The 23,700-nt window shown below is 70.5% G+C and carries 24 protein-coding genes; 5 read left to right on the forward strand and 19 right to left on the reverse strand.

The window, feature by feature from the left end; genetic code table 11:
• Together OG927_RS05880 and OG927_RS05885 are read right to left on the reverse strand one after the other, a co-directional pair.
• Window positions 1-726 (reverse strand): DUF1365 domain-containing protein, encoded by a 726-nt coding sequence (locus tag OG927_RS05880; RefSeq protein ID WP_107103184.1) that lies wholly within the window; start codon window positions 724-726, stop codon window positions 1-3.
• Window positions 723-1,994 (reverse strand): NAD(P)/FAD-dependent oxidoreductase, encoded by a 1,272-nt coding sequence (locus OG927_RS05885; RefSeq protein ID WP_056786563.1) that lies wholly within the window; start codon window positions 1,992-1,994, stop codon window positions 723-725. Before OG927_RS05885 ends, OG927_RS05880 begins: the two co-directional genes overlap by 4 nt.
• 250 nt (window positions 1,995-2,244) lie before the next feature.
• On the opposite strand from OG927_RS05885, the gene OG927_RS05890 reads away from it, so the two are divergent.
• The 4 genes from OG927_RS05890 (at window position 2,245) to OG927_RS05905 (ending at window position 6,080) form a co-directional block, all read left to right on the forward strand.
• Window positions 2,245-3,780 (forward strand): molybdopterin-dependent oxidoreductase, encoded by a 1,536-nt coding sequence (locus OG927_RS05890; protein ID WP_056787498.1) that lies wholly within the window; start codon window positions 2,245-2,247, stop codon window positions 3,778-3,780.
• A 72-nt stretch (window positions 3,781-3,852) separates the two neighbouring features.
• A complete protein-coding gene (locus tag OG927_RS05895) occupies window positions 3,853-4,497 on the forward strand; it encodes a fasciclin domain-containing protein (RefSeq protein WP_056786560.1) in 645 nt (214 codons plus the stop codon).
• Window positions 4,498-4,537: 40 nt separating this feature from the next.
• The gene (locus tag OG927_RS05900) at window positions 4,538-5,548 is read left to right on the forward strand and encodes an ADP-ribosylglycohydrolase family protein (protein WP_079099356.1); all 1,011 of its coding nucleotides are present in this window, start codon (window positions 4,538-4,540) and stop codon (window positions 5,546-5,548) included.
• 88 nt (window positions 5,549-5,636) lie between these two features.
• On the forward strand, window positions 5,637-6,080 hold the full coding sequence (locus tag OG927_RS05905; protein WP_056787492.1) for an SPW repeat protein: 444 nt from the start codon (window positions 5,637-5,639) through the stop codon (window positions 6,078-6,080).
• Between the two features lie 96 nt (window positions 6,081-6,176).
• Here the strand turns inward: OG927_RS05905 and OG927_RS05910 are convergent, their stop codons facing one another.
• The 12 genes from OG927_RS05910 to OG927_RS05965 form a co-directional block, all read right to left on the reverse strand.
• Complete coding sequence (locus OG927_RS05910; RefSeq protein WP_056786555.1) at window positions 6,177-9,005, reverse strand: DEAD/DEAH box helicase; 2,829 nt, start codon at window positions 9,003-9,005, stop codon at window positions 6,177-6,179.
• A 49-nt stretch (window positions 9,006-9,054) separates the two neighbouring features.
• Window positions 9,055-9,945 carry a YegS/Rv2252/BmrU family lipid kinase gene (locus OG927_RS05915; RefSeq protein ID WP_209470845.1) on the reverse strand — a complete coding sequence of 297 codons (891 nt, stop codon included), beginning with the start codon at window positions 9,943-9,945 and terminating at the stop codon, window positions 9,055-9,057.
• Between the two features lie 41 nt (window positions 9,946-9,986).
• The gene (gene tatC, locus OG927_RS05920) at window positions 9,987-10,952 is read right to left on the reverse strand and encodes a twin-arginine translocase subunit TatC (RefSeq protein ID WP_056786546.1); all 966 of its coding nucleotides are present in this window, start codon (window positions 10,950-10,952) and stop codon (window positions 9,987-9,989) included.
• 49 nt (window positions 10,953-11,001) lie between these two features.
• On the reverse strand, window positions 11,002-11,295 hold the full coding sequence (tatA, locus tag OG927_RS05925; protein WP_056786543.1) for a Sec-independent protein translocase subunit TatA: 294 nt from the start codon (window positions 11,293-11,295) through the stop codon (window positions 11,002-11,004).
• Window positions 11,296-11,511: 216 nt separating this feature from the next.
• A complete protein-coding gene (locus tag OG927_RS05930; RefSeq protein ID WP_056786540.1) occupies window positions 11,512-11,709 on the reverse strand; it encodes a hypothetical protein in 198 nt (65 codons plus the stop codon).
• Between the two features lie 48 nt (window positions 11,710-11,757).
• Window positions 11,758-12,042: a hypothetical protein gene (locus OG927_RS05935; RefSeq protein WP_209470844.1), complete on the reverse strand. Its 285-nt coding sequence runs from the start codon at window positions 12,040-12,042 to the stop codon at window positions 11,758-11,760.
• Between the two features lie 37 nt (window positions 12,043-12,079).
• Entirely contained in the window at window positions 12,080-13,036 is a 957-nt protein-coding gene (locus tag OG927_RS05940; protein ID WP_330319808.1) for a helix-turn-helix transcriptional regulator, read from the reverse strand.
• A 16-nt stretch (window positions 13,037-13,052) separates the two neighbouring features.
• Window positions 13,053-14,006, reverse strand: coding sequence for a helix-turn-helix transcriptional regulator (locus OG927_RS05945; protein ID WP_330319809.1), 954 nt, complete (start codon window positions 14,004-14,006; stop codon window positions 13,053-13,055).
• A 115-nt stretch (window positions 14,007-14,121) separates the two neighbouring features.
• Entirely contained in the window at window positions 14,122-14,496 is a 375-nt protein-coding gene (locus OG927_RS05950; RefSeq protein ID WP_056786522.1) for an FKBP-type peptidyl-prolyl cis-trans isomerase, read from the reverse strand.
• Between the two features lie 42 nt (window positions 14,497-14,538).
• Window positions 14,539-15,474, reverse strand: coding sequence for an FKBP-type peptidyl-prolyl cis-trans isomerase (locus OG927_RS05955; protein ID WP_209470843.1), 936 nt, complete (start codon window positions 15,472-15,474; stop codon window positions 14,539-14,541).
• Window positions 15,475-15,595: 121 nt separating this feature from the next.
• Window positions 15,596-16,957 (reverse strand): Pup--protein ligase, encoded by a 1,362-nt coding sequence (gene pafA, locus OG927_RS05960; RefSeq protein ID WP_056786514.1) that lies wholly within the window; start codon window positions 16,955-16,957, stop codon window positions 15,596-15,598.
• Between the two features lie 9 nt (window positions 16,958-16,966).
• Window positions 16,967-18,226, reverse strand: coding sequence for an MFS transporter (locus OG927_RS05965; protein WP_330319810.1), 1,260 nt, complete (start codon window positions 18,224-18,226; stop codon window positions 16,967-16,969).
• A 129-nt stretch (window positions 18,227-18,355) separates the two neighbouring features.
• Between OG927_RS05965 and OG927_RS05970 the strand changes: the two genes are divergently transcribed.
• Complete coding sequence (locus OG927_RS05970; RefSeq protein ID WP_056786507.1) at window positions 18,356-19,384, forward strand: LacI family DNA-binding transcriptional regulator; 1,029 nt, start codon at window positions 18,356-18,358, stop codon at window positions 19,382-19,384.
• Window positions 19,385-19,447: 63 nt separating this feature from the next.
• Here OG927_RS05970 and prcA read toward each other — a convergent pair whose 3' ends face one another.
• The 5 genes from prcA to dop all read right to left on the reverse strand — a co-directional run bounded on the left by prcA (window position 19,448) and on the right by dop (window position 23,586).
• Window positions 19,448-20,272, reverse strand: coding sequence for a proteasome subunit alpha (prcA, locus tag OG927_RS05975; RefSeq protein ID WP_209470841.1), 825 nt, complete (start codon window positions 20,270-20,272; stop codon window positions 19,448-19,450).
• A 55-nt stretch (window positions 20,273-20,327) separates the two neighbouring features.
• The gene (gene prcB / locus OG927_RS05980; RefSeq protein WP_124282876.1) at window positions 20,328-21,173 is read right to left on the reverse strand and encodes a proteasome subunit beta; all 846 of its coding nucleotides are present in this window, start codon (window positions 21,171-21,173) and stop codon (window positions 20,328-20,330) included.
• Window positions 21,125-21,730, reverse strand: coding sequence for an endonuclease VII domain-containing protein (locus OG927_RS05985; RefSeq protein ID WP_330319811.1), 606 nt, complete (start codon window positions 21,728-21,730; stop codon window positions 21,125-21,127). Before OG927_RS05985 ends, prcB begins: the two co-directional genes overlap by 49 nt.
• A gap of 5 nt (window positions 21,731-21,735) precedes the next feature.
• On the reverse strand, window positions 21,736-21,954 hold the full coding sequence (locus OG927_RS05990; RefSeq protein ID WP_330319812.1) for a ubiquitin-like protein Pup: 219 nt from the start codon (window positions 21,952-21,954) through the stop codon (window positions 21,736-21,738).
• 120 nt (window positions 21,955-22,074) lie between these two features.
• Window positions 22,075-23,586 carry a depupylase/deamidase Dop gene (gene dop, locus OG927_RS05995; protein WP_056786499.1) on the reverse strand — a complete coding sequence of 504 codons (1,512 nt, stop codon included), beginning with the start codon at window positions 23,584-23,586 and terminating at the stop codon, window positions 22,075-22,077.
• Window positions 23,587-23,700 lie beyond the last annotated feature (114 nt).

Below are 23,700 nucleotides of genomic sequence, written 5' to 3' on the forward strand. Positions count from 1 at the left end.
TCACTGCATGCCTTCCTGGGTACGGTGACGGGGGCGTGGCTGCACGGGCAGCCGGCGCAGGAACAGCCGGATGCCGTGCAGCCGGATCGCGGCGGAGACGACCGCGGTGGAGAAGGGGTGTCGCAGGAACAGCCGGACCAGCTGGGGGGCCGTGGCACGACGCCGGGTGCCGCGCACGGTCGCGGTGAACGGCCGTCCGCCCTCACGCTCCAGATGGATCGTCAGGGCGAGGCGCGGGCCTGGTTCGGGCAGCCGCATCCGGTACCGGCCGTCCACCGGGAAGAACGGCGACACGTAGAAGTCCTTGCCGGTCACCGCCCGGTCCGCCGCGTCCGGGCGCAGCAGGTAGCCGTGGCGTTCCCCGTAGGTGTTGTGCACCTCGGCGACCACGCAGAGCGGGGTGCCGTCGGGGCGGTGGCACCAGTAGACGGTCAGCGGGTTGAACACGTGGCCGAACACCCGGGCCTGGGTGAGCATCGTGACGGTGCCGTCGGCGAGGTCGACCCCACGGGCCCGGAGGAACCGTTCGAGACCCGCCCGGATGGTGGGGGCCGTACCGCCGAAGTGGTCGCGGGCGTCGAAGCGGGCCAGCGGGCGCAGGACGGCGGGCAGCCGTGGCGGGTGGTCCGGGTCTATCAGCCACAGGTAGGTGCGGTGCCGCAGGGAGTACGTGCGGGGCGCGGTCCGTACGTGGGTGATGGTGCACGGGTAGAGGGCACCGGTCACCAGGTCACTCCCAGTGCGGCTGCCGCCTCGGCACCGGAGCGGCAGCCGTCCTCGTGGAAGCCCCAGCCGTGGTACGCCCCGGCGTAGGCGGTGACCGGCCCGGAGAGGGCGGGCAGCCGTGCCTGGGCGGCGACCGATTCCGTGGTGAAGACGGGGTGTTCGTAGACCATGCGGGCCCGGACGAGGTCCGGGTCGACCCGGTCGGCGCCGTTCAGCGTGACGACGAACCGCTCGGGGGCGTCCAGCCGCTGGAGCCGGTTCATGTCGTAGCTGACGGTGACCCGGTCGGCGTCGGCCGTGCAGGACGGCATCAGGTAGTTCCAGGAGGCCGCGGCCCCCCGGCTGCGCGGCAGCAGGGTGGTGTCGGTGTGCAGGAGTGTGGGGTTGCGGGAGTAGCGGAACGCCCCGAGTGTGCGCCGTTCCTCCTCGGTGGGGTCGGCGAGCAGCCGGAGCGCCTGGTCGGGATGGGTGGCGATGACCACCTCGTCGTACTCCTGCGTGGCGCCGTCCTCGGTGACGATCTCCACGCCGTCGCCGTGCCGGCGCACGGCCCGTACGGGGGTGGACGTGCGTACGGAGTGGACCTGCTTGACGACGCGGTCGACGTAGGAGCGCGATCCGCCGGTGACGGTCCGCCAGACCGGGGACCCGCCGATCGAGAGCATCCCGTGGTGGTCCAGGAAGCGGAACAGGTAGCGGGCCGGGTAGCGCGTCGCGGTCACCGGATCGCAGGACCAGACCGCGGAGACCACCGGCGTGAGGAAGTGGGCCGTGAAGTAGGGGGAGAAGCGGCCACGGGCGGCGAACTCCCCCAGGGTCATGACCGCCGTGCCGGGGTCCTGGGCGAGGAGCGCCCGCGCCGCCCGGTGGAATCGGAGCACTTCGGCCAGCATCCGCAGGTACCGGCCGCGCAGGACGAGACCGGGCCGGGCGAACAGCCCCGCGGCTCCCCGGGCACCGGCGTACTCGAGGCCGCAGCCCTCGCAGCGCACGGACATGCTCATCTCGGACTCCTGGGTGGCCACACCCAGTTCGTCGAAGAGCCGGAGCAGATGGGGGTACGTGCGCCGGTTGTGCACGATGAAGCCCGAGTCGACGGAGTGCGTGCTGCCGTCCGACGCGGTCAGGTCGTGGGTGTGCGCGTGGCCGCCGACGCGCTCGTCGGCCTCGTGGAGCGTCACGTCCCTGGCCCTGCCCAGGACATGCGCGGCCGTCAGCCCCGCCACCCCACTGCCCACCACGGCTGTGCGCCGCCGCTGCGTCGTCATGCGTGTTCCTCCTCGTGTCACACGGCCGTCCGGGCCTTGCCGGAGAGCCGCTCAGAGGTCATTCGGTGCAGGTCGGCCCGCGGATTGGCCGTGCGGAGAAATTCCTTCGATCGAGTGAGCGACCAATCCGCCGGGCGCCCGGCGTCGAACTCCCGGTGTGAGAACAGACCGATACGTTTCGCAGAAGCACGGGGCCTCCGGGTCCCGGCGATCCCGCTGGGCACGTGCCTCGTGCGCCGCGCTCAGCGGTCTGATCGCCGGGTTCACGGCCCTGTGCGTCGCCGAACTCGTCGCGGCCGCCGTACGCCCCGAGGCGGGTCCGGTCACGGCGGTGGGCGGGGCGGTCATCGACCGCACTCCCGCGGCCGTCAAGGACTTCGCCGTACGGAATTTCGGCACCGACGACAAGCTGGTCCTGCAGCTCGGGATCCTGGTCCTCCTGGCGCTCTTCGCCATGGCGGTGGGGGTCCTCGCGCTGCGGCACCGGTGGAGCGGCGCTGCGGCCGTACTGGTCTTCGGCGTGGTCGGGGCAGTCGCCGCGGCCGGGCGGCCGGAAGGCCGCCCGGCCGACGCGCTGCCTTCGGTCGTGGGCGCGCTGGTGGCCGCGGGAGTGCTGTATCTCCTGGCCGCACGGCTGGCCCCGGCACCCGTTCCGCCTCCCGCGGCTGGGGAGACGGACGGCGGGGTGCAGGGCGCCTTCGACCGCCGCGGCTTCGTGGTCGCGGCGACCACCGCAGCGGCGGCCTCGGCCGGTGCGGGGCTCCTGGGCCGTCGGCTCCAGGCGTCCCGACTGGCCGGGGTCTCCGCCTCTCGCGAGGGAGTCACGCTCCCGGCGCCGGCCTCGCCCGCACCGGCGATACCGGACGGCGCCGATCTGGGAATCCGGGGACTGAGCTCCTTCGTCACTCCGAACAAGGACTTCTACCGGGTGGACACCGCGCTGGTGGTCCCCCGCGTAGACGCGGGCCGGTGGCGGCTGCGGATCCACGGCGAGGGGGTCCCACGCCCCGTCACCCTCGGCTTCCAGGACCTTCTGCGACGTGAGCTCGTCGAGCGGGACATCACTCTGACCTGCGTGTCCAACCAGGTGGGCGGGCCCTACGTGGGCACCGCCCGGTGGATCGGCGTACGACTGGCCGATCTGCTGAGCGAGGCCGGGGTGAAGCCGCCGTCGAAGGGCGGCCCGGCGGATCAGATCGTGGCGCGTTCCGTGGACGGCATGACGATCGGCACTCCGGTCGAGGAGGTCATGGACGGCCGCGACGCACTGCTCGCGGTCGGCATGAACGGCGAACCCCTGCCGTTCGACCACGGTTTCCCCGTCCGGATGGTCGTCCCAGGTCTGTACGGGTACGTCTCGGCCTGCAAGTGGATCCGGGACATCGAGCTCACGACGTTCGACGCGTACGACGCCTACTGGGTGAAGCGCGACTGGTCGCGCGAGGCTCCGGTCAAGACCCAGTCACGCATCGACACACCCCGCCCCTTCGCTTCCCCGCGTGCGGGGACCGTGCCGGTCGCCGGCGTCGCCTGGGCCCAGCACCGGGGCATCGCCCGGGTGGAGGTCCGGGTGGACGGCGGCGCGTGGCACACGGCGCGGCTCGCCGCCGAGGCCGGCCGCGACACCTGGCGCCAGTGGGTGTGGGAGTGGCCCGCCACGACCGGCCACCACACCCTCGAGGTCCGCGCGACGGACCGTACCGGCGCCACCCAGACCGACGAGCGGGTCGGCACCGTGCCCGACGGTGCGACCGGATGGCACTCGGTGGTGGTCGACGTGACCTGACCACCCCTCCGGCCCGCCGGACCACCCGCTCCTTTCCCCCTGTTGTACCGACAATCCATTCAGGAGAACACCATGAACACCCGTCACCTCCGCCGCGTCGCCGTCGCCGTGTCCGCCGCCGCCCTGCTGCCGCTGGCCCTGACCGCGTGCTCCGGCGACTCCGACACCTCCGCGTCGGGCTCCGGTGCGGACAAGGCCGCGTCGAGCGCTCCGGCCGAGGAGACCGCGCCCGCGTCCATGGACGAGCCGTTCGGCCCGGGCTGCGCGACGGTCCCGAAGGACGGCGCGGGCTCCTTCGAGGGCATGGCGCAGGACCCGGTCGCCACGGCGGCCTCGAACAACCCGGCCCTCTCCACGCTGGTCGCCGCCGTCAAGCAGGCCGGCCTCGTCGACACCCTGAACAGCGCCGAGAACATCACGGTGTTCGCCCCGACCGACGACGCCTTCGCCAAGATCCCGAAGGCCGACCTGGACAAGCTGCTCGCCGACAAGGCGGCGCTCACCAAGGTGCTCACCTCGCACGTCGTGGGCGAGAAGCTCGCGCCCGCGCAGCTGGACAAGGGCTCCTTCGACACCCTGGCCAAGACCCCGCTGACGACGTCCGGTTCGGACAAGTCGTACACCGTGAACGACTCCTCGAAGGTCGTGTGCGGCAACGTCCCGACGGCCAACGCCACGGTGTACATCGTCGACACGGTCCTGATGCCGGCGGCCTGACGCACTGATGCGGGGCCGGTTGTGCTCGTACGCTGACCGTATGAGCACAACCGGCCCCGAGGGCCCCGTCCATGGGACGCACGGCACGGGCAACGCGGCCCGGAGCGACCGGGCGGCCGGGGCGGTGACCGGCTCCGCGGCCGGTGACGCACTGGGCGCCCCCTTCGAGTTCGGGGCGCCCGGTGTGTTCTCCGCCCGCTTCCCGGACGGCGTGGGGACGCTGTGCGGGGGCGGCGGCTGGGATCCGGGCGAGGCCACGGACGACACACAGATGGCCGTGCTCGTCGGGGAGTCGCTCCTGGACAACGACGGCCTCGAACTCCCCGACGTGTTCGCCCGGTTCCGGCGGTGGGCAGCCGCAGAACCCAAGGACATAGGGCTGCAGACCGAGGACGTCCTGACGAGCGGGGACCCCTGGGACCTGGCCGCCGCACTGCACTTCCAGATCAACGCGCATGCCGCGGGCAACGGTTCACTGATGCGGGCGACCACGTCGGCGGTGTACTTCGCGCGACAGGGTCGGACGGCGACCATGGACGCCGCCCGCCGCATCGCCGCCCTGACCCACGGCGACCGGGCGGCGTGGGAGGGCACCGCCGTCTTTCACGAGCTGGTGCGTGTCGCCCTCGACGGGGACGACCCCCTCACCGCCGTGCCGGCCGCCCTGGCCGAGGTGCATCCCGCCCACCGGGCCCGCTGGGCGGCCGTGCTCGCACCGGACTGGCATCCGGACGACGCCACCGAGTTCAACGGCGCGGTGTGGCCGTGCCTCGGCACCGCGCTCTGGGCACTGCGCACCACGTCCGGCTTCGAGAGCGCACTCGCCGCGGCGGTCGACGTGGGCGGCGACACCGACACGGTGGCGGCGGTCACAGGCGGACTGGCGGGAGCGGTGTACGGCCTGGGCGCCGTGCCGGAACGCTGGACGCGTGACCTCCACGTGCCGCTCCCGGGGTACGGGGGCCGGGTCCTGCGAACCGCCGACCTGGTGTCCCTGGCCCTCCGCCTTGACGGATCCGCAGGATTCGACCACCCGAACAACTACACATAAGGGTCATATAAGAGCACACTGGTCAGGAGAGCTGATGGCCGTGATCCTGACAGCGGCCGCTCCAGCAAGTGCGAAGGAGACCATCCTCATGAGTAACATCTCGCACACCGGGAGGGACATCTCCGCCCACCCCGATGCCGAAGAAATGCGGGCGCGCCACGACCGTGTGGTCAGCGGACGCCGCACCACGGCAGGCGCCGACGCACCGGTGTTCCTGCTCGGTCTGTACTGCGCCGTCTCGCCGTGGGTGCTCCACTTCACCGCGAGCCAGCCCTCCCTCGTGACACACAACCTGGTCATCGGAATCGCGATCGCCGTGCTGGCACTCTGCTTCACCGCCATGCCCGAGCGGATGACCGGGATGAGCATCGCCATCGTCGCCCTGGGCGCGTGGCTCGTCGTGTCGACGTGGGTCGTGGGCCAGAGCCCGGACATGGGCGTCATCCTCAACAACGTCATCGTCGGTGGTCTGGCGATCGTGCTGGGGGCGGCCTGCGCGGGACTTTCGATGAAGAACAGCAAGAAAACCTGACGGAAGGACACACGGAGGAGTGGCCACGGGCGCGCTCGGCGCGCCGGTGGCCACTCCTTCGTTCGCCGCGTCCGCACATCCCGGCGGAACGCCGGCTCATCCCACGGAGCTGTACGCCACCACGCCCCGCAGCACCGCGTCGACGGCCTTGTGCGCGTTCTTCGCCACCGAACTCCCGTCCCGCGGCGCGGCGGCCGCGATCTGGCCGAGCACGTCGATGACCTGCTTGCACCACCGGACGAAGTCACCGGCCGGCATCTCCGCCTCGCGGAGCACCTCGTCCAGCGTCCGGCCCGAGGCCCACATGTAGACCGCCCAGGCGAAGCCGAGGTCGGGCTCGCGCTGGCCGACCCCTTCCGTCTGGCTGATCTTGAAGTCCTCCTCCAGGGCGTCGAGCCTGCCCCAGATGCGGACCATCTCCCCGATCGCCGCCTTCGCCGGGCCCGACGGCAGCTTGGGTGCCACCGCGTCGTCCGCCTGGCGCGCCTCGAAGACCAGCGCGGAGACGCATGCGGCCAGCTCGGCCGGGTTCAGCCCCTCCCAGACACCCTCCCGCAGGCACTCGCTGGCCAGCAGGTCGAGCTCTCCGTAGAGCCGCGCCAGCCGTCGGCCGTTGTCGGTGACCTCGCTGCCGCGCAGGTAGTCGAGCTCGGTCAGGAGCGCGACGATCCGGTCGAAGGTCCGGGCGATGGTGTTCGTCCGTCCCTCGATCCGGTGCTCCAGCTGACGGGTGTCGCGCTGCAGCCGGTGGTACCGCTCGGCCCACCGCGCATGGTCCTCGCGCTCGTCGCACCCGTGGCAGGGGTGCGCGCGCAGTTCCGTGCGCAGCCGTGCGATCTCCCGGTCGTCGGCCGCCGCGGCCCGCTCCTTGCGGTGGCGTCGCGGGTCGAGGTGCCCCGCCTTGCTCCGTAGCGCGGAGGCGAGATCGCGGCGCGACTGCGGGGAACGCGGGTTGAACGACTTCGGCACCCGCATCCGCTCCAGCGCCTCGACCGGCACCGGGAAGTCGATCTGGGCCAGCCGCTTGACCTGGCGCTCGGCTGTCAGCACCAGCGGGCGCGGGCCGTCGTGGTACTCCAGCCCACGATGTCCGTTGGTACGCCCCGCGGGCAGCCCCGGGTCGAGGACCAGTGCGAGTCCGGCGAACTTCCCGGTCGGCACGTGGATGATGTCACCGGGCTTGAGCTTCTCCAGGGACGAGGAGGCGGTGGCCCGTCGCTGGGCGGCGCCCTGCTTGGCCAGATCCGTCTCCCGGTCCTTGAGGTCGCGGCGCAGTCGCGCGTACTCCTCGAAGTCCCCGAGATGGCAGGTCATGCCCTCGCGGTACCCCTCCAGGCCCTCTTCGTTGCGCTGGACCTGCCGGGAGATGCCGACGACCGACCGGTCCGCCTGGAACTGGGCGAAGGACGTCTCCAGCAGCTCGCGCGAACGGTGCCGCCCGAACTGCTGCACGAGATTGACGGCCATGTTGTACGACGGCCGGAAGCTGGAACGCAGCGGGTAGGTGCGGGTGCCCGCCAGGCCGGCGAGCGCTCCGGGGTCCATGCCGCGCTGCCACAGGACCACGGCGTGGCCCTCGACGTCGATGCCCCGGCGGCCGGCCCGTCCGGTCAGCTGGGTGTACTCGCCGGGCGTGATGTCGGCGTGCTGTTCGCCGTTCCATTTGACGAGCTTCTCCAGCACCACGGAGCGCGCGGGCATGTTGATGCCGAGCGCCAGCGTCTCCGTCGCGAAGACCGCCTTGACCAGGCCCCGTACGAACAGCTCCTCGACGACCTCCTTGAAGGTCGGCAGCATTCCGGCGTGGTGCGCGGCGATGCCCCGCTCCAGGCCTTCGAGCCACTCGTAGTAGCCGAGGACGTGCAGGTCCTCGCCGGGGATGGACGCGGTCCGCTCCTCGACGATCTCACGCACCAGCCCGCGCTTGTCCTCGTCGTTGAGCCGGAGACCCGCCTGGAGGCACTGCTGCACGGCCGCCTGGCAGCCGGCCCTGCTGAAGATGAACGTGATGGCCGGCAGCAGCCCCTCGGCGTCGAGCCGGTCGATGACCTCGGGCCTGGACGGCGTCCAGATGCGGCTGCGCTGACGGCGCTCGCGCTCGCGGTCGGCCTCGCGCACCATCTTCCCGCGCCGGCGCTCCCGCGGGTTGTAGCCCCGCTGGTTCTCCATCCGGGCGAGCCGGACGAGGTCGGGGTTGACCTCGCGCCTTCCGGTGCCCCGGCCGCCGTGGTCCGTCTCCTCCTCGAAGAGGTCGTACATCCGACGGCCTGCCATGACGTGCTGCCACAGCGGCACGGGCCGGTGCTCGGAGACGATCACCTGGGTGTCGCCCCGGACCGTGTCCAGCCAGTCGCCGAACTCCTCGGCGTTGGACACGGTCGCCGACAGCGACACCAGGGTCACCGACTCCGGCAGGTGGATGATCACTTCCTCCCACACGGCGCCGCGGAAGCGGTCGGAGAGGTAGTGCACCTCGTCCATGACCACGTAGCCGAGGCCAGTGAGCGCCTGGGAGCCCGCGTAGAGCATGTTGCGCAGCACCTCGGTGGTCATGACGACCACGGGTGCGTCCGCGTTGACGCTGTTGTCCCCCGTCAGGAGTCCGACCTTGTCCGCGCCGTACCGTCTGACGAGGTCGGTGAACTTCTGGTTGGACAGGGCCTTGATGGGTGTGGTGTAGAAGCACTTGCGGCCCTGGCGGAGGGCCAGGTGCACCGCGAACTCGCCGACGATCGTCTTGCCCGACCCCGTGGGGGCCGCGACCAGCACCCCCTTGCCCGCTTCCAGTGCCTTGCAGGCCTCGATCTGGAACGGGTCCAGTCCGAACTCGTACATCTCGCGGAAGGGCCCGAGGGCCGTGGCCTGCTCGGCCGCACGGACCCGAGAAGCCTGGTATCGCTCAGCTGGTGAGAGGTCCTCTGTCATCTTGGTACGAGCCTACCCGCCGGGTATGACAGTCAGCCCGATCTTTATTTCACGGTGCGAGGACCCTCACGGCGTCCGGCACGCAGGTCGCCGTGAGGGGCAGCGCGCCCAGCGGCTCGCCGTCCGCGTACGCGGTGACGTCCGCGGCGGCCAGCTCGATGGACGCGACGCGGTGCACGGTCACCTTCGGGTGGCCGAGGTGCGTGCCCCGGTACACCCGGGGGAAGACCTTGAGCAGTGTGGTCCGGCTGCAGTCGCCGACCACGGTCACGTCGAAGAGCCCGTCGTCCATGACGGCGTCGGCGCAGATCCGCATGCCGCCCCCGTACGTGGAGCCGTTGCCCACGGCGATCAGCGTCGCCTCGATCTCCCGCACCGAGCCGCCGTCCAGCCGGACGCGGTACGGGATCGGCCGGAAGGCCGCCAGCTCGGCGAGGATCGCCAGGTCGTACGTGAACCGCCCGGCTACCCGGCGCATCCGGTTCCCGCGGTCGTTGACCCGTGAGTCGAAACCGGAGGCGAGCACGGAGCCGAACCAGCGCCCGCCGACCCGGCCGAGGTCGATGCCGCGCGCCGTCCCCGCTGTGAGGACCTCGGCGGCGAGCCGTCCCGCCGCGGCCGGATCGCGGACCGGCAGCCCGAGCGCGCGGGCGAAGTCGTTCCCCGTGCCGACGGCCACGACCCCCAGCGGCGTCGCCGTTCCGGCGACGGCCTGGAGCGCGAGGGACGCCATCCCGTCCCCGCCCACGGCTATCAGCGCGCCGGTTCCGCCGGCCACGGCCTCACGGGCCCGGCGCAGGGCGTCACCGGCGTCCTCACCGAGCACCGTGCGCACGGAGAAACCCGCGTCCCGCAACGCGGAAGCGGCCGGCTGCGCGGCTCGCGCGCCCCGGCCGCGTCCTGCGGTGGGATTGACGAAGAGCGTGATCTCGCTGGTCACTGGGGGTCCCCCTGGACGAAGATTGGGGAGACCCTACAAGGTCAGGTGATGTCGTCGTAACCGTTGAGCCGGTGGGACCGGCCGCCGTCCGACTCGCCGCCTGCCTGCTCGGGCAGGGCCGCCCTGGGAGCGCCCACGCCCTCGATGGCGCCGATGTTCTGGGGCGTGAGGTCCAGCTTCGAGGCCTCGTCGTCGTCGAGCTCGGCGTCCGGGTTCTTACGCTGCCTGCGCTTGTCGTTGAGGAGGGAGAAACCGACCGCGACGAAGTACAGCACCGCGAGCGGGCCCGCCAGCAGGAGCATCGAGATGGGCTCACCACCCGGCGTCGCGATGGCCGCGAACGCCGTGAGGCCGACGATCATCCCGCGCCACCAGCGCAGCATGCGGACACCGGACAGGACCCCGGTCATGTTGAGCAGGATGAGCAGCAGCGGCAGTTCGAAGGCCAGCCCGAAGACGATCACCATGCGGGTGATCAGGTCGAGGAAGTCGTCGAGGGGCAGCAGGTTCTTCACGTTGTCGGGCGTGAAGCCGAGCATGATCTCGGCGGTCTGCGGCAGGATCGTGTAGGCCAGGTAGGCACCGGCCAGGAAGAGCGGGACCCCCGCGGCCACGAAGGCCATCGAGTAGCGCTTCTCCTGCTTGTGCAGGCCCGGGGCGACGAACGCCCACAGCTGGTAGAGCCAGACGGGGGTGGCCACCAGCACACCTGCCATCAGGGACACCTTCAGCGCGATGGTGAAGGGCGACAGCAGACCGTTGGTGGTCATCTCCGCGCAGGGCCGGCCGTTGACCATGGTCACGGCGCCGTTCTTGCAGCCGACCGAGTCCAGGATCGGCTTCATCAGGAACTCGAAGATTTCCTTCTGGAAGAACGCTGCCGCGATCACTGCGATCACGATGGCCAGGACCGACTTCAGCAGTCGGTTGCGCAGCTCACGCAGGTGATCGAGGAGGGGCATCCGCCCCTCGTCGTCCTTCTCCTGCTTGCGGGCAGACTTGAGCAACCCACTTCCCTCGTCTCGTGCGGCAGCTGTCGGTGAAGCGAATCAGCTGTCAGCTCTGGGTGGTGGGCTTGGCCTCGCTGACCGGGCGGGAGCTGGTGACGTCCCCGGGAGCGGCCTGGATGGTACGGGCGGGGGTCGCCGGCGGAGGGGTGTCCGCGACGGTCTCCGTGGTGGGCGCCGCGGGCTCCGCGTCGTCCTTCTTCATGGCCTTGGCCTCGCTCTTGAGGATGCGGGCCGACTTGCCGAGCGAACGCGCCATGTCAGGAAGCTTCTTGGCACCGAAGAGCAGCAGGATGACAGCGATGATCAGAACGATCTCGAGGGGCTTCAGATTGCCGATCATGTGCGACTTCCTTCTCACTGAGGCGACTGGAGGGTGGGCTCGCTACCCGTTCGACCGGACATACGTCCGACCTTGACGCTGGCAGCGATCGTAACCCGCAGGGGTGAACGCGAGGCAATGCCCGCGCGTACCCCCGGTTGCGGCCCGCACCTCCCTGCCTGGGCCGACCTCAGCAGCGTACTCCCCGAACCCGTGAAAACGGAGGGCGCTCCCTTCCTATCGCAGGGCCTCCCCGGTCTCCGCGAGACCGGTGGCCGCTCGTTCGAGATCCTCGGCCGCTCGGTTGATCCGCTGCGTGGTCGCCGCGACCTGCCTGCCGAGCCGTTGCGCCTCGACGAAGACCTTGACGGCCAGGACGCCGAGCACGGCCAGGCCGAGGAATCCCAGGGCGATGGCGAGCATGGGCCAGAACATGGACGGTGCCTCGATGTCTTCTCGTTGCTGGGGGACGGCCCGCGGGCGCTACCGGAGGGCGGTGTGGAGGCGCAGGGTCCGCACTCCGCCGCCGGAGAGGAGTTCGATGATGCGCTCCCCGGCCGGCTTGCGGACCGCGGAGCCGCACTCGGGGCAGGTGAAGGTGTAGAAGGTCGTACGCCGGCTGGCGCCTATGGCGAGGCGCAGGGCTCCCGCCCCGAGCTCGAAGCGCCCCCGGCAGTCCGGGCACGCGGCCCTGAACCGTACGGCGCCGGGCACCGGCACGGGTGCGGGACCGTGCTGCCTGCCACGCCCGCCCGATATCGCCGCCATATGACCTTTGTCTCCCCGGTGCACCGCCGGCCCCCGCTCAGAGCGCATCGTCGTAGGCGGCCAGTGCCTCGCGCGCGGCCAGCCTGGCACTGTGCGCCAGGTCCTGCGGAGCCGTGATGCGCCCTTCCCCGCCGAGCCGCAGCGCGAGCCTGCGCAGCGAGGCCGGGTCCGGAGTGCGGAGGGTGATCCGCATACCTCCGTCGGGCAGCTCCTCGGCGCTGTCGTGCGGGTAGTACTCGGCGACCCATCTGCCCCCGGGCCCCACCTCGACCACGACCTCCGGGTCCTTGGCGGCCGGCTGCACCAGCCCCTCGGACAGGTCGCGCAGCTCAATCTCCGGCGGCGCGGACGGGGCGTCGAGCAGCCGGATCTCCGCGACCCGGTCGAGCCGGAACGTACGCCGTGCCTCGGAGAGCCGGCACCAGCCCTCCATGTACGTGTGGCCGACGGCGAACAGGCGGATCGGGTCCACCTCGCGCTCGGTCAGCTCGTCGCGCGCGGGCGAGTAGTACCGCAGCCAGAGCCTGCGCCGCTCGGAGATCGCCCGGTCGACGTCGGCGAAGACACCGCCCTCGGACTCGAAGGTGACCGAGAGCCGTGAGCTGGCGGCTCCCACCTCGCCGGCCGCGGTCTCCAGCTTCGCGGTCGCGCGCACCAGCGCCTGCCGGTCGCTCTCGCGCAGGCCCGGCAGTGTGGCGACCGCGCGGGCCGCGACGAGGAGCGCGGTGGCCTCGTCCGCGGCCAGCCGCAGCGGCTCCGCGACGTCGTCCGGGTTGTGCCACCAGATGCGGTCGCCGTCGGTGTCGATGTCCAGCAGGTCACCGCCGCGGAAGCTGGTCCCGCACATGGGGAGCACGTCGAGGTCGGAGATCAGCTCGTCCTCGGTGATGCCGAAGGCCCGGGCGACGTCCTGGACGTGCGCGCCGGGGCGCTCACGGAGATACGTCACCAGGGAGAGCATCCGCCGGGTCTGGTCGATCGCGTTCGTGGCCACGAGTTGCGGGTCCCCCTCAGTCCTTGGCCACGGCGCGCAGCCGGTCCATCACATCGACCCGCAGATCGGCGGGTTCCTCCACGACGACGTCCGGTCCGAACTCGACGAGCCAGGCGTCCAGTCCGTGTCCGTACGGAATCTCCAACTCGTCCCAGCCGTCGCCGAGTTCCCGTACGGCTGTCGCACGGGAGCGCAGGGGGTATCCGGACCCGGCGCGCAGCCTGATCCGGGCGGTCCTGGTCGCGGTCTCCCCCGCCCAGCTCTCCACGGTCTCGCGGACGGTGACCACGTCGGGCACCTCGGCCGTGAAGGCTCCGGCACGGGAGCGGACCCGTCCGGAGATCCGGGACAGCCGGAAGACCCGCTCGGCGCCCCTGCCGCGGTCCCAGCCGGCCAGGTACCAGTGGCCGCGCCAGCACTCGAGCGTCCAGGGCTCCACCTGGCGCTGCTCGGGGCGGGCGGCGTTTGCCTTGCGGTAGTCGAAGGTGACGGGACGGCGGTCCCGGCAGGCGAGCATCAGCGGCTCGAAGGCGGCCTCGTGGACCGGGATACGGGGTTCGAGGGCGCTGTGCACCTCGTACGCGTCCTCGGCCTCGGGCATGCCGGCCGCCCTCAGCTTCTGCAGGGCGCCGCTGGCGGCGCCGGCCAGCCGGGCCTGCTGCCAGACCTTGGCGGCGAGCCCGAGAGCCGCTGCCTCCTCGGCGTCCAGCGTGATGGGCGGCAGCCGGTTGCTGTCGCGGCGCGCGAGGTAGCCGGTGTCCCCGTCCAGGTTCTCCACGGTCTCGATGACCAGGCCGAGTTCGCGCAGGTCGTCCTTGTCGCGCTCGAACATCCGGTTGAAGGATTCGTCGGAGCCCGCTTCGAGATAGGCCTCGATGGACCCTCGGAGCTCACGTTTGCTGAGCGGGCGCCGGGTACCCAGCAGACACAGTGCCAGGTTCATCAGCCGTTCGGCCTTGGCAATCGCCATCGACGCCCTTTCTCGACGTGCTCTACGACCGTCGACCGTACCGCTCCGGGGTGCCCGGACCAAAGCGAGGGCCCGCGCCTCGTGGCACGGGCCCTCGCTCCTGTCATCGGACGGATCAGACGGCGACCAGGTCGCAGACGAAGATCAGCGTCTCACCCGGGGCGATGGAGCCGCCGCCCGCGCCGCGGTCGCCGTAGGCGAGGTGCGCGGGGATGGTCAGCTGGCGGCGCCCGCCGACCTTCATGCCCTGGACACCCTGGTCCCAGCCCGCGATGACCTGACCGGCACCGAGCTGGAACTGCAGCGGGGTGCCGCGGTTCCACGAGGCGTCGAACTCCTCGCCGGTGGAGAACGCCACACCGACGTAGTGGACGGAGACGGTCTGGCCCTTCTCGGCCTGCGCTCCGTCGCCTTCCCAGATGTCCTTGATCTCCAGGTCCGCCGGCGGCTCGCCACCCGGGAAGTCGATCTCGGGCTTCTCGATGCTCACTGAACTGCTCCTCAGGATGATGAACGGGCAACCGGGACAGTCTTACATCTTTGTCAGGATGTCCACGGACCACACCAGCGTCGAGTTGGCGGGGATGGTCTGCTGCGCCTTGTCACCGAAGGCCTGGTCCGGCGGGATGACGAGCAGCACACGGCTGCCGACCTTCTTGCCGACGAGCCCGTTCTTCAAACCCTTGACCGTGATCTGGGCCAGCGGGAAGGTCGCGGTCTTGCCCGTGTCGTAGGTGCTGTCGAACTTCTTGCCGCCCTTCCACAGGAAGGCCTCGTAGTTCACGACGACGCTGTCGGTCTCCTTGATGACGGCCCCGTCGGACTCGAGGACGTAGCTGGAGACGAGCTTCTTGGGCGGGTCGGCCTTGGGGAAGGTGACCTTGGGCGCCTTGCCGTCGGTGTTCGTCCCGACCTTCGGAAGGTCGATGTTGTCCTGCGCGACCTCGCTGCCCTCGGCGGACTTCGGGACCTGGGTCGCCTTCACCACGTCGACGACGAAGACGAGGGTGGCGTTGGGCTTGATGTCGCCCTGGCCCTGCTCGCCGTAACCGAGGTCCGGCGGAATGACCAGCTCGACGCGGCTGCCGACCTTCTGGCCGACGAGGCCCTTGTCCCAGCCCTGGATGACCATGCCCGCACCGAGCGTCAGATCGAAGGGCTGCTTGCGGTCGAAGCTGTTGTCGAACGGCTTGGTGGAGTCCCACGCCTGGCCGAGGTAGTTGACCTGGATCGCGTCGCCGTTCTTGAGCTTCGCGCCGTCACCCTCACTGATGACTTCGGTCTTCAGCTCCTTGGGCGGATCGCCCTCTCCCTTCGCCAGGGTGGGCTTCTCGCCGAACTTCGCACCCGCGGTGATCGCGGGGACGCCGTTCTTGGGCGAGGCGGAGTCGGAGGCCTTGTCGTCGCCGCATGCCGCAGTGGACAGCAGCAGAAGGGGGACGGCGAGAAGGCCGGCAAGTCGGCGCACTGGTTCCTCAGATCTCAGACGGCACGTGAATGGGTCCCCGACACTCTAGGCCGCGCGAAGGGCCCCGTACGAGGAACGTACGGGGCCCGGTCGCATCCGCAGCGGGACCTGTCCTGTCCGGTCACATGCCCGCGATGAGCTTCTCCACCCGCTCGTCCACGGAACGGAACGGGTCCTTGCACAGCACGGTGCGCTGCGCCTGGTCGTTGAGCTTGAGGTGGACCCAGTCGACGGTGAAGTCCCGCCGCTGCTCCTGGGCCCGGCGGATGAAGTCGCCGCGCAGCCTCGCCCTGGTCGTCTGCGGGGGCACGGACTTGCCCTCGAAGATCTTCATGTCGTTGCAGATGCGAGCGACCTGCCCCTTGCGCTCCAGCAGGTAGTAGAGCCCTCGGCGGCGGTGGATGTCGTGGTAGGCGAGGTCTATCTGGGCGACCCTCGGGTTCGACATGGTCATGTTGTGCTTGGCCCGGTACCGCTCGATGAGCTTGTACTTCATGACCCAGTCGATCTCGGTGCCGATCCGGTCGAGGTCCTCGGCCTCGATGGCGTCCAGGGTGCGGCCCCACAGCTCGAGGACCTGGTCGACCGTGCCGGTGCGGATGCCCCGGCGCTCGACGAAGTCGACGGCCTTCTCGTAGTACTCGCGCTGGACCTCGACGGCCGAGGCCTCACGGCCGCTGGCGAGTCGCACCTTGCGCTGCCCGGTGATGTCGTGGCTGACCTCGCGGATGGCCCGGATCGGGTTCTCCAGGGTCAGGTCGCGCATCACCGTGCCCGCCTCGATCATGCGGAGCACCAGATCGGTGGCGCCGACCTTGAGCAGCATGGTCGTCTCGGACATGTTGGAGTCGCCGACGATGACGTGGAGGCGGCGGAACCGCTCGGCGTCGGCGTGCGGTTCGTCCCTCGTGTTGATGATGGGACGGGAACGCGTCGTCGCGGAACTGACGCCCTCCCAGATGTGCTCGGCACGCTGGCTCACGCAGTAGACGGCTCCGCGCGGGGTCTGCAGCACCTTGCCGGCACCGCAGATCAGCTGTCGGGTGACGAGGAAGGGAATGAGGATGTCCGCGAGCCGGGAGAATTCCCCGTGCCGTGCCACGAGGTAGTTCTCGTGGCACCCGTAGGAGTTTCCGGCCGAGTCGGTGTTGTTCTTGAAGAGATAGACGTCGCCCGCGATTCCCTCCTCGTGCAGGCGGCGTTCGGCGTCGACGAGCAGGCCTTCGAGAATGCGTTCGCCTGCCTTGTCGTGCGTGACCAGTTCGGTCACGTTGTCGCATTCGGGTGTCGCGTATTCCGGATGCGATCCCACATCGAGGTACAGGCGGGCGCCGTTCCGCAGGAAGACATTGCTGCTGCGGCCCCATGACACAACACGGCGGAAGAGGTAGCGCGCCACTTCATCAGGTGACAGTCGGCGCTGTCCCCTGAACGTGCACGTGACGCCGTACTCGTTCTCCAGCCCGAAAATGCGGCGGTCCATGACTGAACATTACGCCTTATGGCCTGAGCTGAAACCGGGTTCGGCAGCACCGTTTCGATCATTTTCCGAACCGGCCACGACTTCCGGCCCGCGTACGGGAACTGCGAGGACCCTCCCGGTGGCCAGCAGAACCAGCAGCGCGGCCACTCCCCCGGCCCCCGCGACGGCGAAGCTCCACGCCGTCCCGCCGAGTTCGACGGCCGGACCGGCGACCGCCGTGCCGGCCGCCGCGCCCACCCCGAACGTCGTCACGAGCCAGGAGAACGCCTCGGTCACGGTGCCCCGCGGGGCGTGCCGGTCGACGACGATGAAGGAGCAGGCGATCGCCGGGGCCAGGAACACCCCGGCCAGGGCGGCCAGCGCGGTCATGGCGGGCACGCCGGGGGTCAGCGTCAGCGGAAGGTATCCCAGGGCCAGCAGGCCGACGATGACCCGCAGCCGCTTCTCGGGCGCCCCGGCCCACTGCCGCGCCCCGTAGGCCGCGCCGCCGATCAGCGCACCGAGTCCGAGCGCGGCCATCAGCCATCCGTACACGGACTCCCGGCCGTGGTCGTCGGCGTAGGCGACTCCGGCCACCGTGATCGAGCCGAGCGCGAGGCCGACGAAGAAGAACGCCCCCAGCAGGGCCAGCAGCCCCGGCGAGCGCAGGGCTCCCAGCCAGTGCGCCTCCCGGGGCGCGGAACGCCAGGTGCGGGAGGGCTCGGAGAGCACCACCGAGAGCGCGCCGAGGACGCCTATGGCGTTGATGACGAGGAGCGCGGCGGCGGGCGACCACAGCGAGACCAGGACCGTCACGAGCAGCGGCCCCAGCGTGAACATGACCTCCTGCGCCACGGCGTCCATGGCGTAGGCCCGGTGCACCCGGTCCTCCCGGCCGAGGACCGTCGGCCACAGGGCCCGCAGGCCGCCTTCGAGCGGTGGCGTGAAGACACCTGCCACGATCACCGCGGCGTAGGCGGGCAGCAGCCGGTCGAGGCCCAGCAGGGCGAACGCCGCCATACCGAGCGCGGAGAGCACGGCGGCCGGGAGCTGGACGCGCGGCTGCCCGTACAGGTCCACGGCCCTGCCCAGCAGCGGCTGCCCCACGGCCGTGGCCAGGCCGTACGCGGCGGCGAGGGCGCCCGCCAGCGTGTAGCTGCCGCCCTCGGCCCGGGTGAACATGACGATCGCGATGTGGGCCGTGCCGTTCGGCAGGCGCCCCACCAGTGTTCCCGTCAGCAGCCGTGCGGCGTGCCGCGTCCGGAGGATGTCCAGATATCCCGCGGCCATGTCCGCCCCTCTCGTCCGGTGGCGTCGCACCCCAGAAGTTTTACGTATAACGTCAGGGTGCATACGTACCATGTGCGCAGTCCGCGAGTCCATCCCACGGCATCTGGCCCGCCCAGCACGGAGGCATGAGTGAGCAGCCCGCAGCAGCCCGCCCCACCCCGGCCCACCAGCCGCGACGTGGCCCGGGCCGCAGGCGTGTCGCAGGCCGCCGTCTCGCTCGTGCTCGGCGGAAAATGGCGTGGAAGGGTCTCCGCGGCGACCGCGGAGCGGGTGCGTGGGAGCGCCCGGGAGCTCGGCTACCGGCCGAATCTGGCCGCCCGCAGTCTGCGGCTGGGCCGCACCCGCACCGCGCTCCTCGTCGTGCCCGCGCTCACCAACGAGTTCTTCGCCCGCGTGTACGCGGGCGCCGCCGCCGTCGCGGCGGAACACGACTTCGGCGTGGTGCTCTACCCCTCGCCCGACGGGACGGGGCCGGCCAGGGACCCGTTCGCCTCCGCCCGCGCGGCGCTCGACGGCGTGATCGCCTCGTCCATGGCGGCGGACGCGCTGGGGGCTCTGCGAGGTGCGGACCTGCCGCTGGTGATGCTGGACAGCGACCCGCGGGACCACGGTACGGCCGCACGGGTGAACCTCGAGATCGCGGACGGCATGCGGCAGGTGGCGGAGCACCTGGCGGGCCTGGGCCACCGGCGGTTCGTCCACCTGGCCTCCGCGGTGGACACCTGGACCTTCGCCGTGCGCGCCCGGGCCCTCGCCGACGCGGTGCGGGACGTCCCCGGGGCCACCGTCCACCGGGTGGCGGCGCCGCTCGACGTACGGGCCGGGCGCGAGGCGGCCGAGGCGGTCCTGGCCGCTCCGGGGCCGCTGCCGACGGCGATCGTCTGCGACGACGACATCCTGGCCGCCGGTGCCTGCAAGGCCGTCCGCAGACGGGGGTTGCGCGTGCCCGACGACATCTCCGTGACCGGCTTCGACGACCTGGCCCTGGCCACGGCGGTGGAGCCCGAACTCACCACGGTGCGGCTGCCGGCCGAACAGGTGGGCGAGCGGGGTATGACGGCCCTGCTCGCCGTCCTGGAAGGCCGCCCCGCGGAGCAGGCCGGTCTCCCCGTCCACCTGGTGGTGCGCGGCTCGTCCGCGCCCCCGCCCGCCTCATGACGGTGCCCCCGGCCGCCACGTGCGGCGGCCGGGGGCACCGGACCGGATCACGTCCGGGACGGACTACTCCTTCGCGGACCCGTCGGCGTCGGAGTCCGGGGTCACGGTGCCGGGGGTCTCGGTGCCCGGGCTCCCGGCGTCCTCCGTCTCCGAGTCGGACGGGGCGTCCGTCGGGGTCGCCCCCGCGCCGTCCGCGTCCAGCAGCCTGGTCAGCTGCCGGCCGACGATCCGCTTGAACTTGCGCTGCTGCGGCCTCGTGCGGTCCAGGACCGCGACCTCGAGCCGCTCGGCGGGAATCTCCCGCTCGTTGCCGTTGGCCTCCCGGGAGAGCGCCTGGACGGCCAGCTTCAGTGCCTCCGCGAGGGACATCCCGTCACGGTGGCGCTGGTCCAGGAAGCTGCTGATCTGCTCCGCGTTCCCGCCGACCGCGACCGAGCCGTGCTCGTCCACGATCGAGCCGTCGTGCGGCAGCCGGTAGATCTGGTCGCCCTCCGGCCCCGCCCCGACCTCGGCGACCACCAGCTCCACCTCGTACGGCTTCTCTGCCGCGCTGGAGAAGATGGTGCCGAGCGTCTGCGCGTAGACGTTGGCCAGGCCACGGGCCGTCACATCGTCGCGGTCGTAGGTGTATCCGCGCAGATCGGCGTAGCGCACGCCGCCGATGCGGAGGTTCTCGTACTCGTTGTACTTGCCGGCAGCGGCGAAGCCGATCCGGTCGTAGATCTCGCTGAACTTGTGCAGCGCACGGGACGGGTTCTCGCCGACGAACACAATGCCGTCGGCGAACTGCAGCACAACCAGGCTGCGACCACGGGCGATGCCCTTCCGGGCGTATTCCGCCCGGTCGGCCATGGCCTGCTGGGGTGAGACATAGAACGGCGTCGACACCGGCTATCCGTCCCTTTCTGTCAGTGACGAGTGCATCGGAGAGGCATCGGTCCGGTCAGAGCAGCGCGGCGCGCGGGCCGTCGGGCTGCTCGAGCCGGCGCTCCAGGATCGAGCGCGCGATCTCGGAGGATTCCGTGTCGTCCAGCTTCCGGAAGCCCTCGTCGGTGATGACGGTGACGATCGGGTAGATCCGGCGGGCCACGTCCGGGCCGCCGGTCGCCGAGTCGTCGTCGGCCGCGTCGTACAGCGCCTGCACGACCAGGGTGAGCGTCTGCTCCTCCGTCAGGTCCTCGCGGAACAGCTTCTTCATCGACCCTCGGGCGAAGATGGAGCCCGAGCCGGTGGCCGCGTATCCGTGTTCCTCGGAGCGCCCGCCGGTGACGTCGTACGAGAAGATCCGGCCCTTCCCGCGGTCGACGTCGTATCCCGCGAACAGGGGGACGACCGCCAGGCCCTGCATGGCCATCGCCAGATTGCTGCGGATCATCGTGGAGAGCCGGTTGGCCTTGCCCTCCAGGGAGAGCGTGGCTCCCTCGACCTTCTCGAAGTGCTCCAGCTCCAGCTGGAACAGCTTGACCATCTCCACGGCGAGACCCGCCGTGCCGGCGATCCCCACCGCCGAGTACTCGTCGGCCGGGAACACCTTCTCGATGTCGCGCTGAGCGATCATGTTCCCCATGGTCGCCCGCCGGTCACCGGCGAGCACCACCCCGCCGGGGAACGACGCCGCCACGATGGTCGTCCCGTGCGGCGCCTGGATGGCCCCCTGCAGCGGTGGCAGGCTGCGGTTGCCGGGGAGCATCGAGGGCGACTGCTCGGACAGGAAGTCCATGAACGAGGACGAACCCGGCGTCAGGAAGGCAGCTGGTAGACGCCCGGTGCTACGAGTGTTGGCTTCCACGCGTTTCCCTCCAGGTATGCGATGGCCCTGCGCAGAGAGTCAGGATCATCCCCCAACTTGCCGATGGCCGAATTGCGGTTGAAGCACAGTACGCCTCGGACCCTACCCGTCTCGTGGCAGTGATCCACATGTACAGCGGGAGCAGATAGACAGATCGTGCAGACGCCCGCCTGTGACGAGATCATGTCGTCGCGCTGGGCCTCGGTCATGCCGTACTGACGCTTCAGGTGACCTGCTCTTCCCTGAATTGCCTTGCACGCTTTGCAGCGCGTCGCCAAGCCGTCGGGGGCAGTCGCGTTACGGTGCCACTCGCTGTGTGGCTTGACTTCGCCACACGGCCGACACTCCTTGTGCCCCTGCGGAACCTCCGCGCGCTGCCGTACCGGCTTACCTTGAGCCTCCCGGCGGCGCCGGTAGTGGGCGGCACCGTAAGCAGCCACGCACTCCCGACACCGCGGCTGAAGTCCGTCGCGCCGGTTCCTGTCCGACGCGAAGGCGGGAAGTGGTAGTTCCCTCTTGCAGCCGGAGTACCACTTCTCCTCACCCAATTCGGACATCTGCCCTACTGTCCGCCTTTTTGTACGAAGCTTCGAACGAAGTCCTCAGCGTTGGCCTCGAGGACGTCGTCGATCTCGTCGAGGACGTCGTCGACGTCGTCGCTCAGCTTCTCCTGTCGCTCCTGCAGGTCCTCGGAGACCTGCGCGTCCTGCGCCTGCTCCTCGGTCCCCTCGGTGGAGCGTGTTGCCTTCTGCTGTCCGCCGCCGGTGTCCTTGGTCGCCATGTAGCTCACCCCGCTCGGTTCGAAGCACGTGATCAGACCCTACCTACGGGGTCCGACATTGGCCCGGTACTTGTCTCAACGTCCGGAGGTCTCTTGATTGATTCCCAGCCGAGGGGCCTTTCAGCCGCCCGACAGCGTCCGGACCAGCTCTTCCGCGGTACGGCAGCGGTCCAGGAGGTCCTTGACGTGCTCGCGGGTCCCGCGCAGCGGCTCCATCGTGGGCACCCGCTGCAGCGAGTCGCGGTCGGGCAGGTCGAAGATGACCGAGTCCCAGGAGGCCGCCGCGACGTCGTCCGCGTACTGCTCCAGGCAGCGGCCCCGGAAATAGGCCCTGGTGTCCTCGGGCGGCTTCGTACGGGCCCGCCCGACGTCGCTCTCGTCGAGCAGGCGCTTCATCTTGCCCCGGGCGGCCAGCCGGTTGTACAGGCCCTTGTCGGCCCGCACGTCGGCGTACTGGAGGTCCACCAGGTGCAGGCGCGGGGCGTCCCAGTCCAGGCCGTCCCTGCGCCGGTAGCCCTCCATGAGCTCCTTCTTGGCGACCCAGTCCAGCTCGCCCGCCAGGCTCATCGGATCGTTCTCCAGGCGGTTCAGGGTGTCCTCCCAGCGGACCAGGATGTCCCGGGTCTGCTCGTCGGCGTCCGCCCCGTACCGCTCCTCGACGTATTTGCGGCCCAGCTCGAAGTACTCCATCTGCAGTTGTACAGCGGTGAGTGTCCGGCCGCTGCGGAGCGTGACGAGCTGGTGCAGGGTCGGATCGTGCGAGACCTGGTGCAGGGTGCGCACCGGCTGGTCGACCGCGAGGTCGACGTTGATGAAGCCGTCCTCGATCATGGCGAGGACCAGCGAGGTCGTACCCAGCTTCAGATAGGTCGAGATCTCGGAGAGGTTCGCGTCGCCGATGATCACGTGCAGTCTGCGGTACTTCTCGGCGTCGGAGTGCGGTTCGTCGCGGGTGTTGATGATGGGGCGCTTGAGCGTGGTCTCCAGGCCCACCTCGACCTCGAAGTAGTCGGCGCGCTGGCTGATCTGGAAGCCGTGCTCACGGCCGTCCTGGCCGATGCCGACCCGGCCCGCACCGGTGACGACCTGGCGGGAGACGAAGAACGGAGTCAGATGGCGCACGATGTCCGAGAAGGGGGTTTCCCGCTTCATCAGATAGTTCTCGTGCGTGCCGTAGGACGCGCCCTTGTTGTCGGTGTTGTTCTTGTAGAGGTGGATCGGCTGGGCGCCGGGGATCGCGGCCGCACGCTCGGCGGCCTCGGCCATCACGCGTTCGCCGGCCTTGTCCCAGAGCACCGCGTCGAGCGGGTTCGTGATCTCCGGTGAGCTGTATTCGGGGTGCGCGTGGTCGACGTACAGCCGGGCACCGTTGGTGAGGATGACATTGGCCAGGCCGATGTCCTCGTCGGTGAGCTGGCTGGAGTCGGCGGTCTCGCGGGCGAGGTCGAAGCCTCGCGCGTCGCGCAGCGGATTCTCCTCCTCGAAGTCCCAGCGGGCGCGGCGCGCCCGGTGCATCGCCGCCGCGTAGGCGTTGACGATCTGGGACGAGGTGAGCATGGCATTGGCGTTGGGTTGACCGGGGACGGAGATCCCGTACTCCGTCTCGATGCCCATCACTCGCCGTACGGTCATGCGGCCCTCCTTGCCCGGCGGTGCTCCCGTCCGGGAGCCCCGCTCAAGTACCGCTGCTGGTCCGGTACGCGTGCGGTGCCCGTCCCCGCACTGCGCGACTCGGCGGTACGGCAG

The sequence above is a fragment of the Streptomyces clavifer genome (assembly GCF_036345975.1).
In the GTDB taxonomy this organism is placed as follows: domain Bacteria; phylum Actinomycetota; class Actinomycetes; order Streptomycetales; family Streptomycetaceae; genus Streptomyces; species Streptomyces clavifer.

Bases quoted from the DNA above. Each gene is read 5' to 3' on its own strand.
- OG927_RS05885 (WP_056786563.1), bottom strand. From the start codon at position 1,994: ATGACGACGCAGCGGCGGCGCACAGCCGTGGTGGGCAGTGGGGTGGCG.
- OG927_RS05895 (WP_056786560.1), top strand. From the start codon at position 3,853: ATGAACACCCGTCACCTCCGCCGCGTCGCCGTCGCCGTGTCCGCCGCC.
- OG927_RS05900 (WP_079099356.1), top strand. From the start codon at position 4,538: ATGAGCACAACCGGCCCCGAGGGCCCCGTCCATGGGACGCACGGCACG.
- OG927_RS05905 (WP_056787492.1), top strand. From the start codon at position 5,637: ATGAGTAACATCTCGCACACCGGGAGGGACATCTCCGCCCACCCCGAT.
- OG927_RS05910 (WP_056786555.1), bottom strand. From the start codon at position 9,005: ATGACAGAGGACCTCTCACCAGCTGAGCGATACCAGGCTTCTCGGGTC.
- tatA (WP_056786543.1), bottom strand. From the start codon at position 11,295: ATGATCGGCAATCTGAAGCCCCTCGAGATCGTTCTGATCATCGCTGTC.
- OG927_RS05930 (WP_056786540.1), bottom strand. From the start codon at position 11,709: ATGTTCTGGCCCATGCTCGCCATCGCCCTGGGATTCCTCGGCCTGGCC.
- OG927_RS05935 (WP_209470844.1), bottom strand. From the start codon at position 12,042: ATGGCGGCGATATCGGGCGGGCGTGGCAGGCAGCACGGTCCCGCACCC.
- OG927_RS05945 (WP_330319809.1), bottom strand. From the start codon at position 14,006: ATGGCGATTGCCAAGGCCGAACGGCTGATGAACCTGGCACTGTGTCTG.
- pafA (WP_056786514.1), bottom strand. From the start codon at position 16,957: ATGGACCGCCGCATTTTCGGGCTGGAGAACGAGTACGGCGTCACGTGC.
- OG927_RS05965 (WP_330319810.1), bottom strand. From the start codon at position 18,226: ATGGCCGCGGGATATCTGGACATCCTCCGGACGCGGCACGCCGCACGG.
- OG927_RS05985 (WP_330319811.1), bottom strand. From the start codon at position 21,730: ATGTCCGAATTGGGTGAGGAGAAGTGGTACTCCGGCTGCAAGAGGGAA.
- OG927_RS05990 (WP_330319812.1), bottom strand. From the start codon at position 21,954: ATGGCGACCAAGGACACCGGCGGCGGACAGCAGAAGGCAACACGCTCC.
- dop (WP_056786499.1), bottom strand. From the start codon at position 23,586: ATGACCGTACGGCGAGTGATGGGCATCGAGACGGAGTACGGGATCTCC.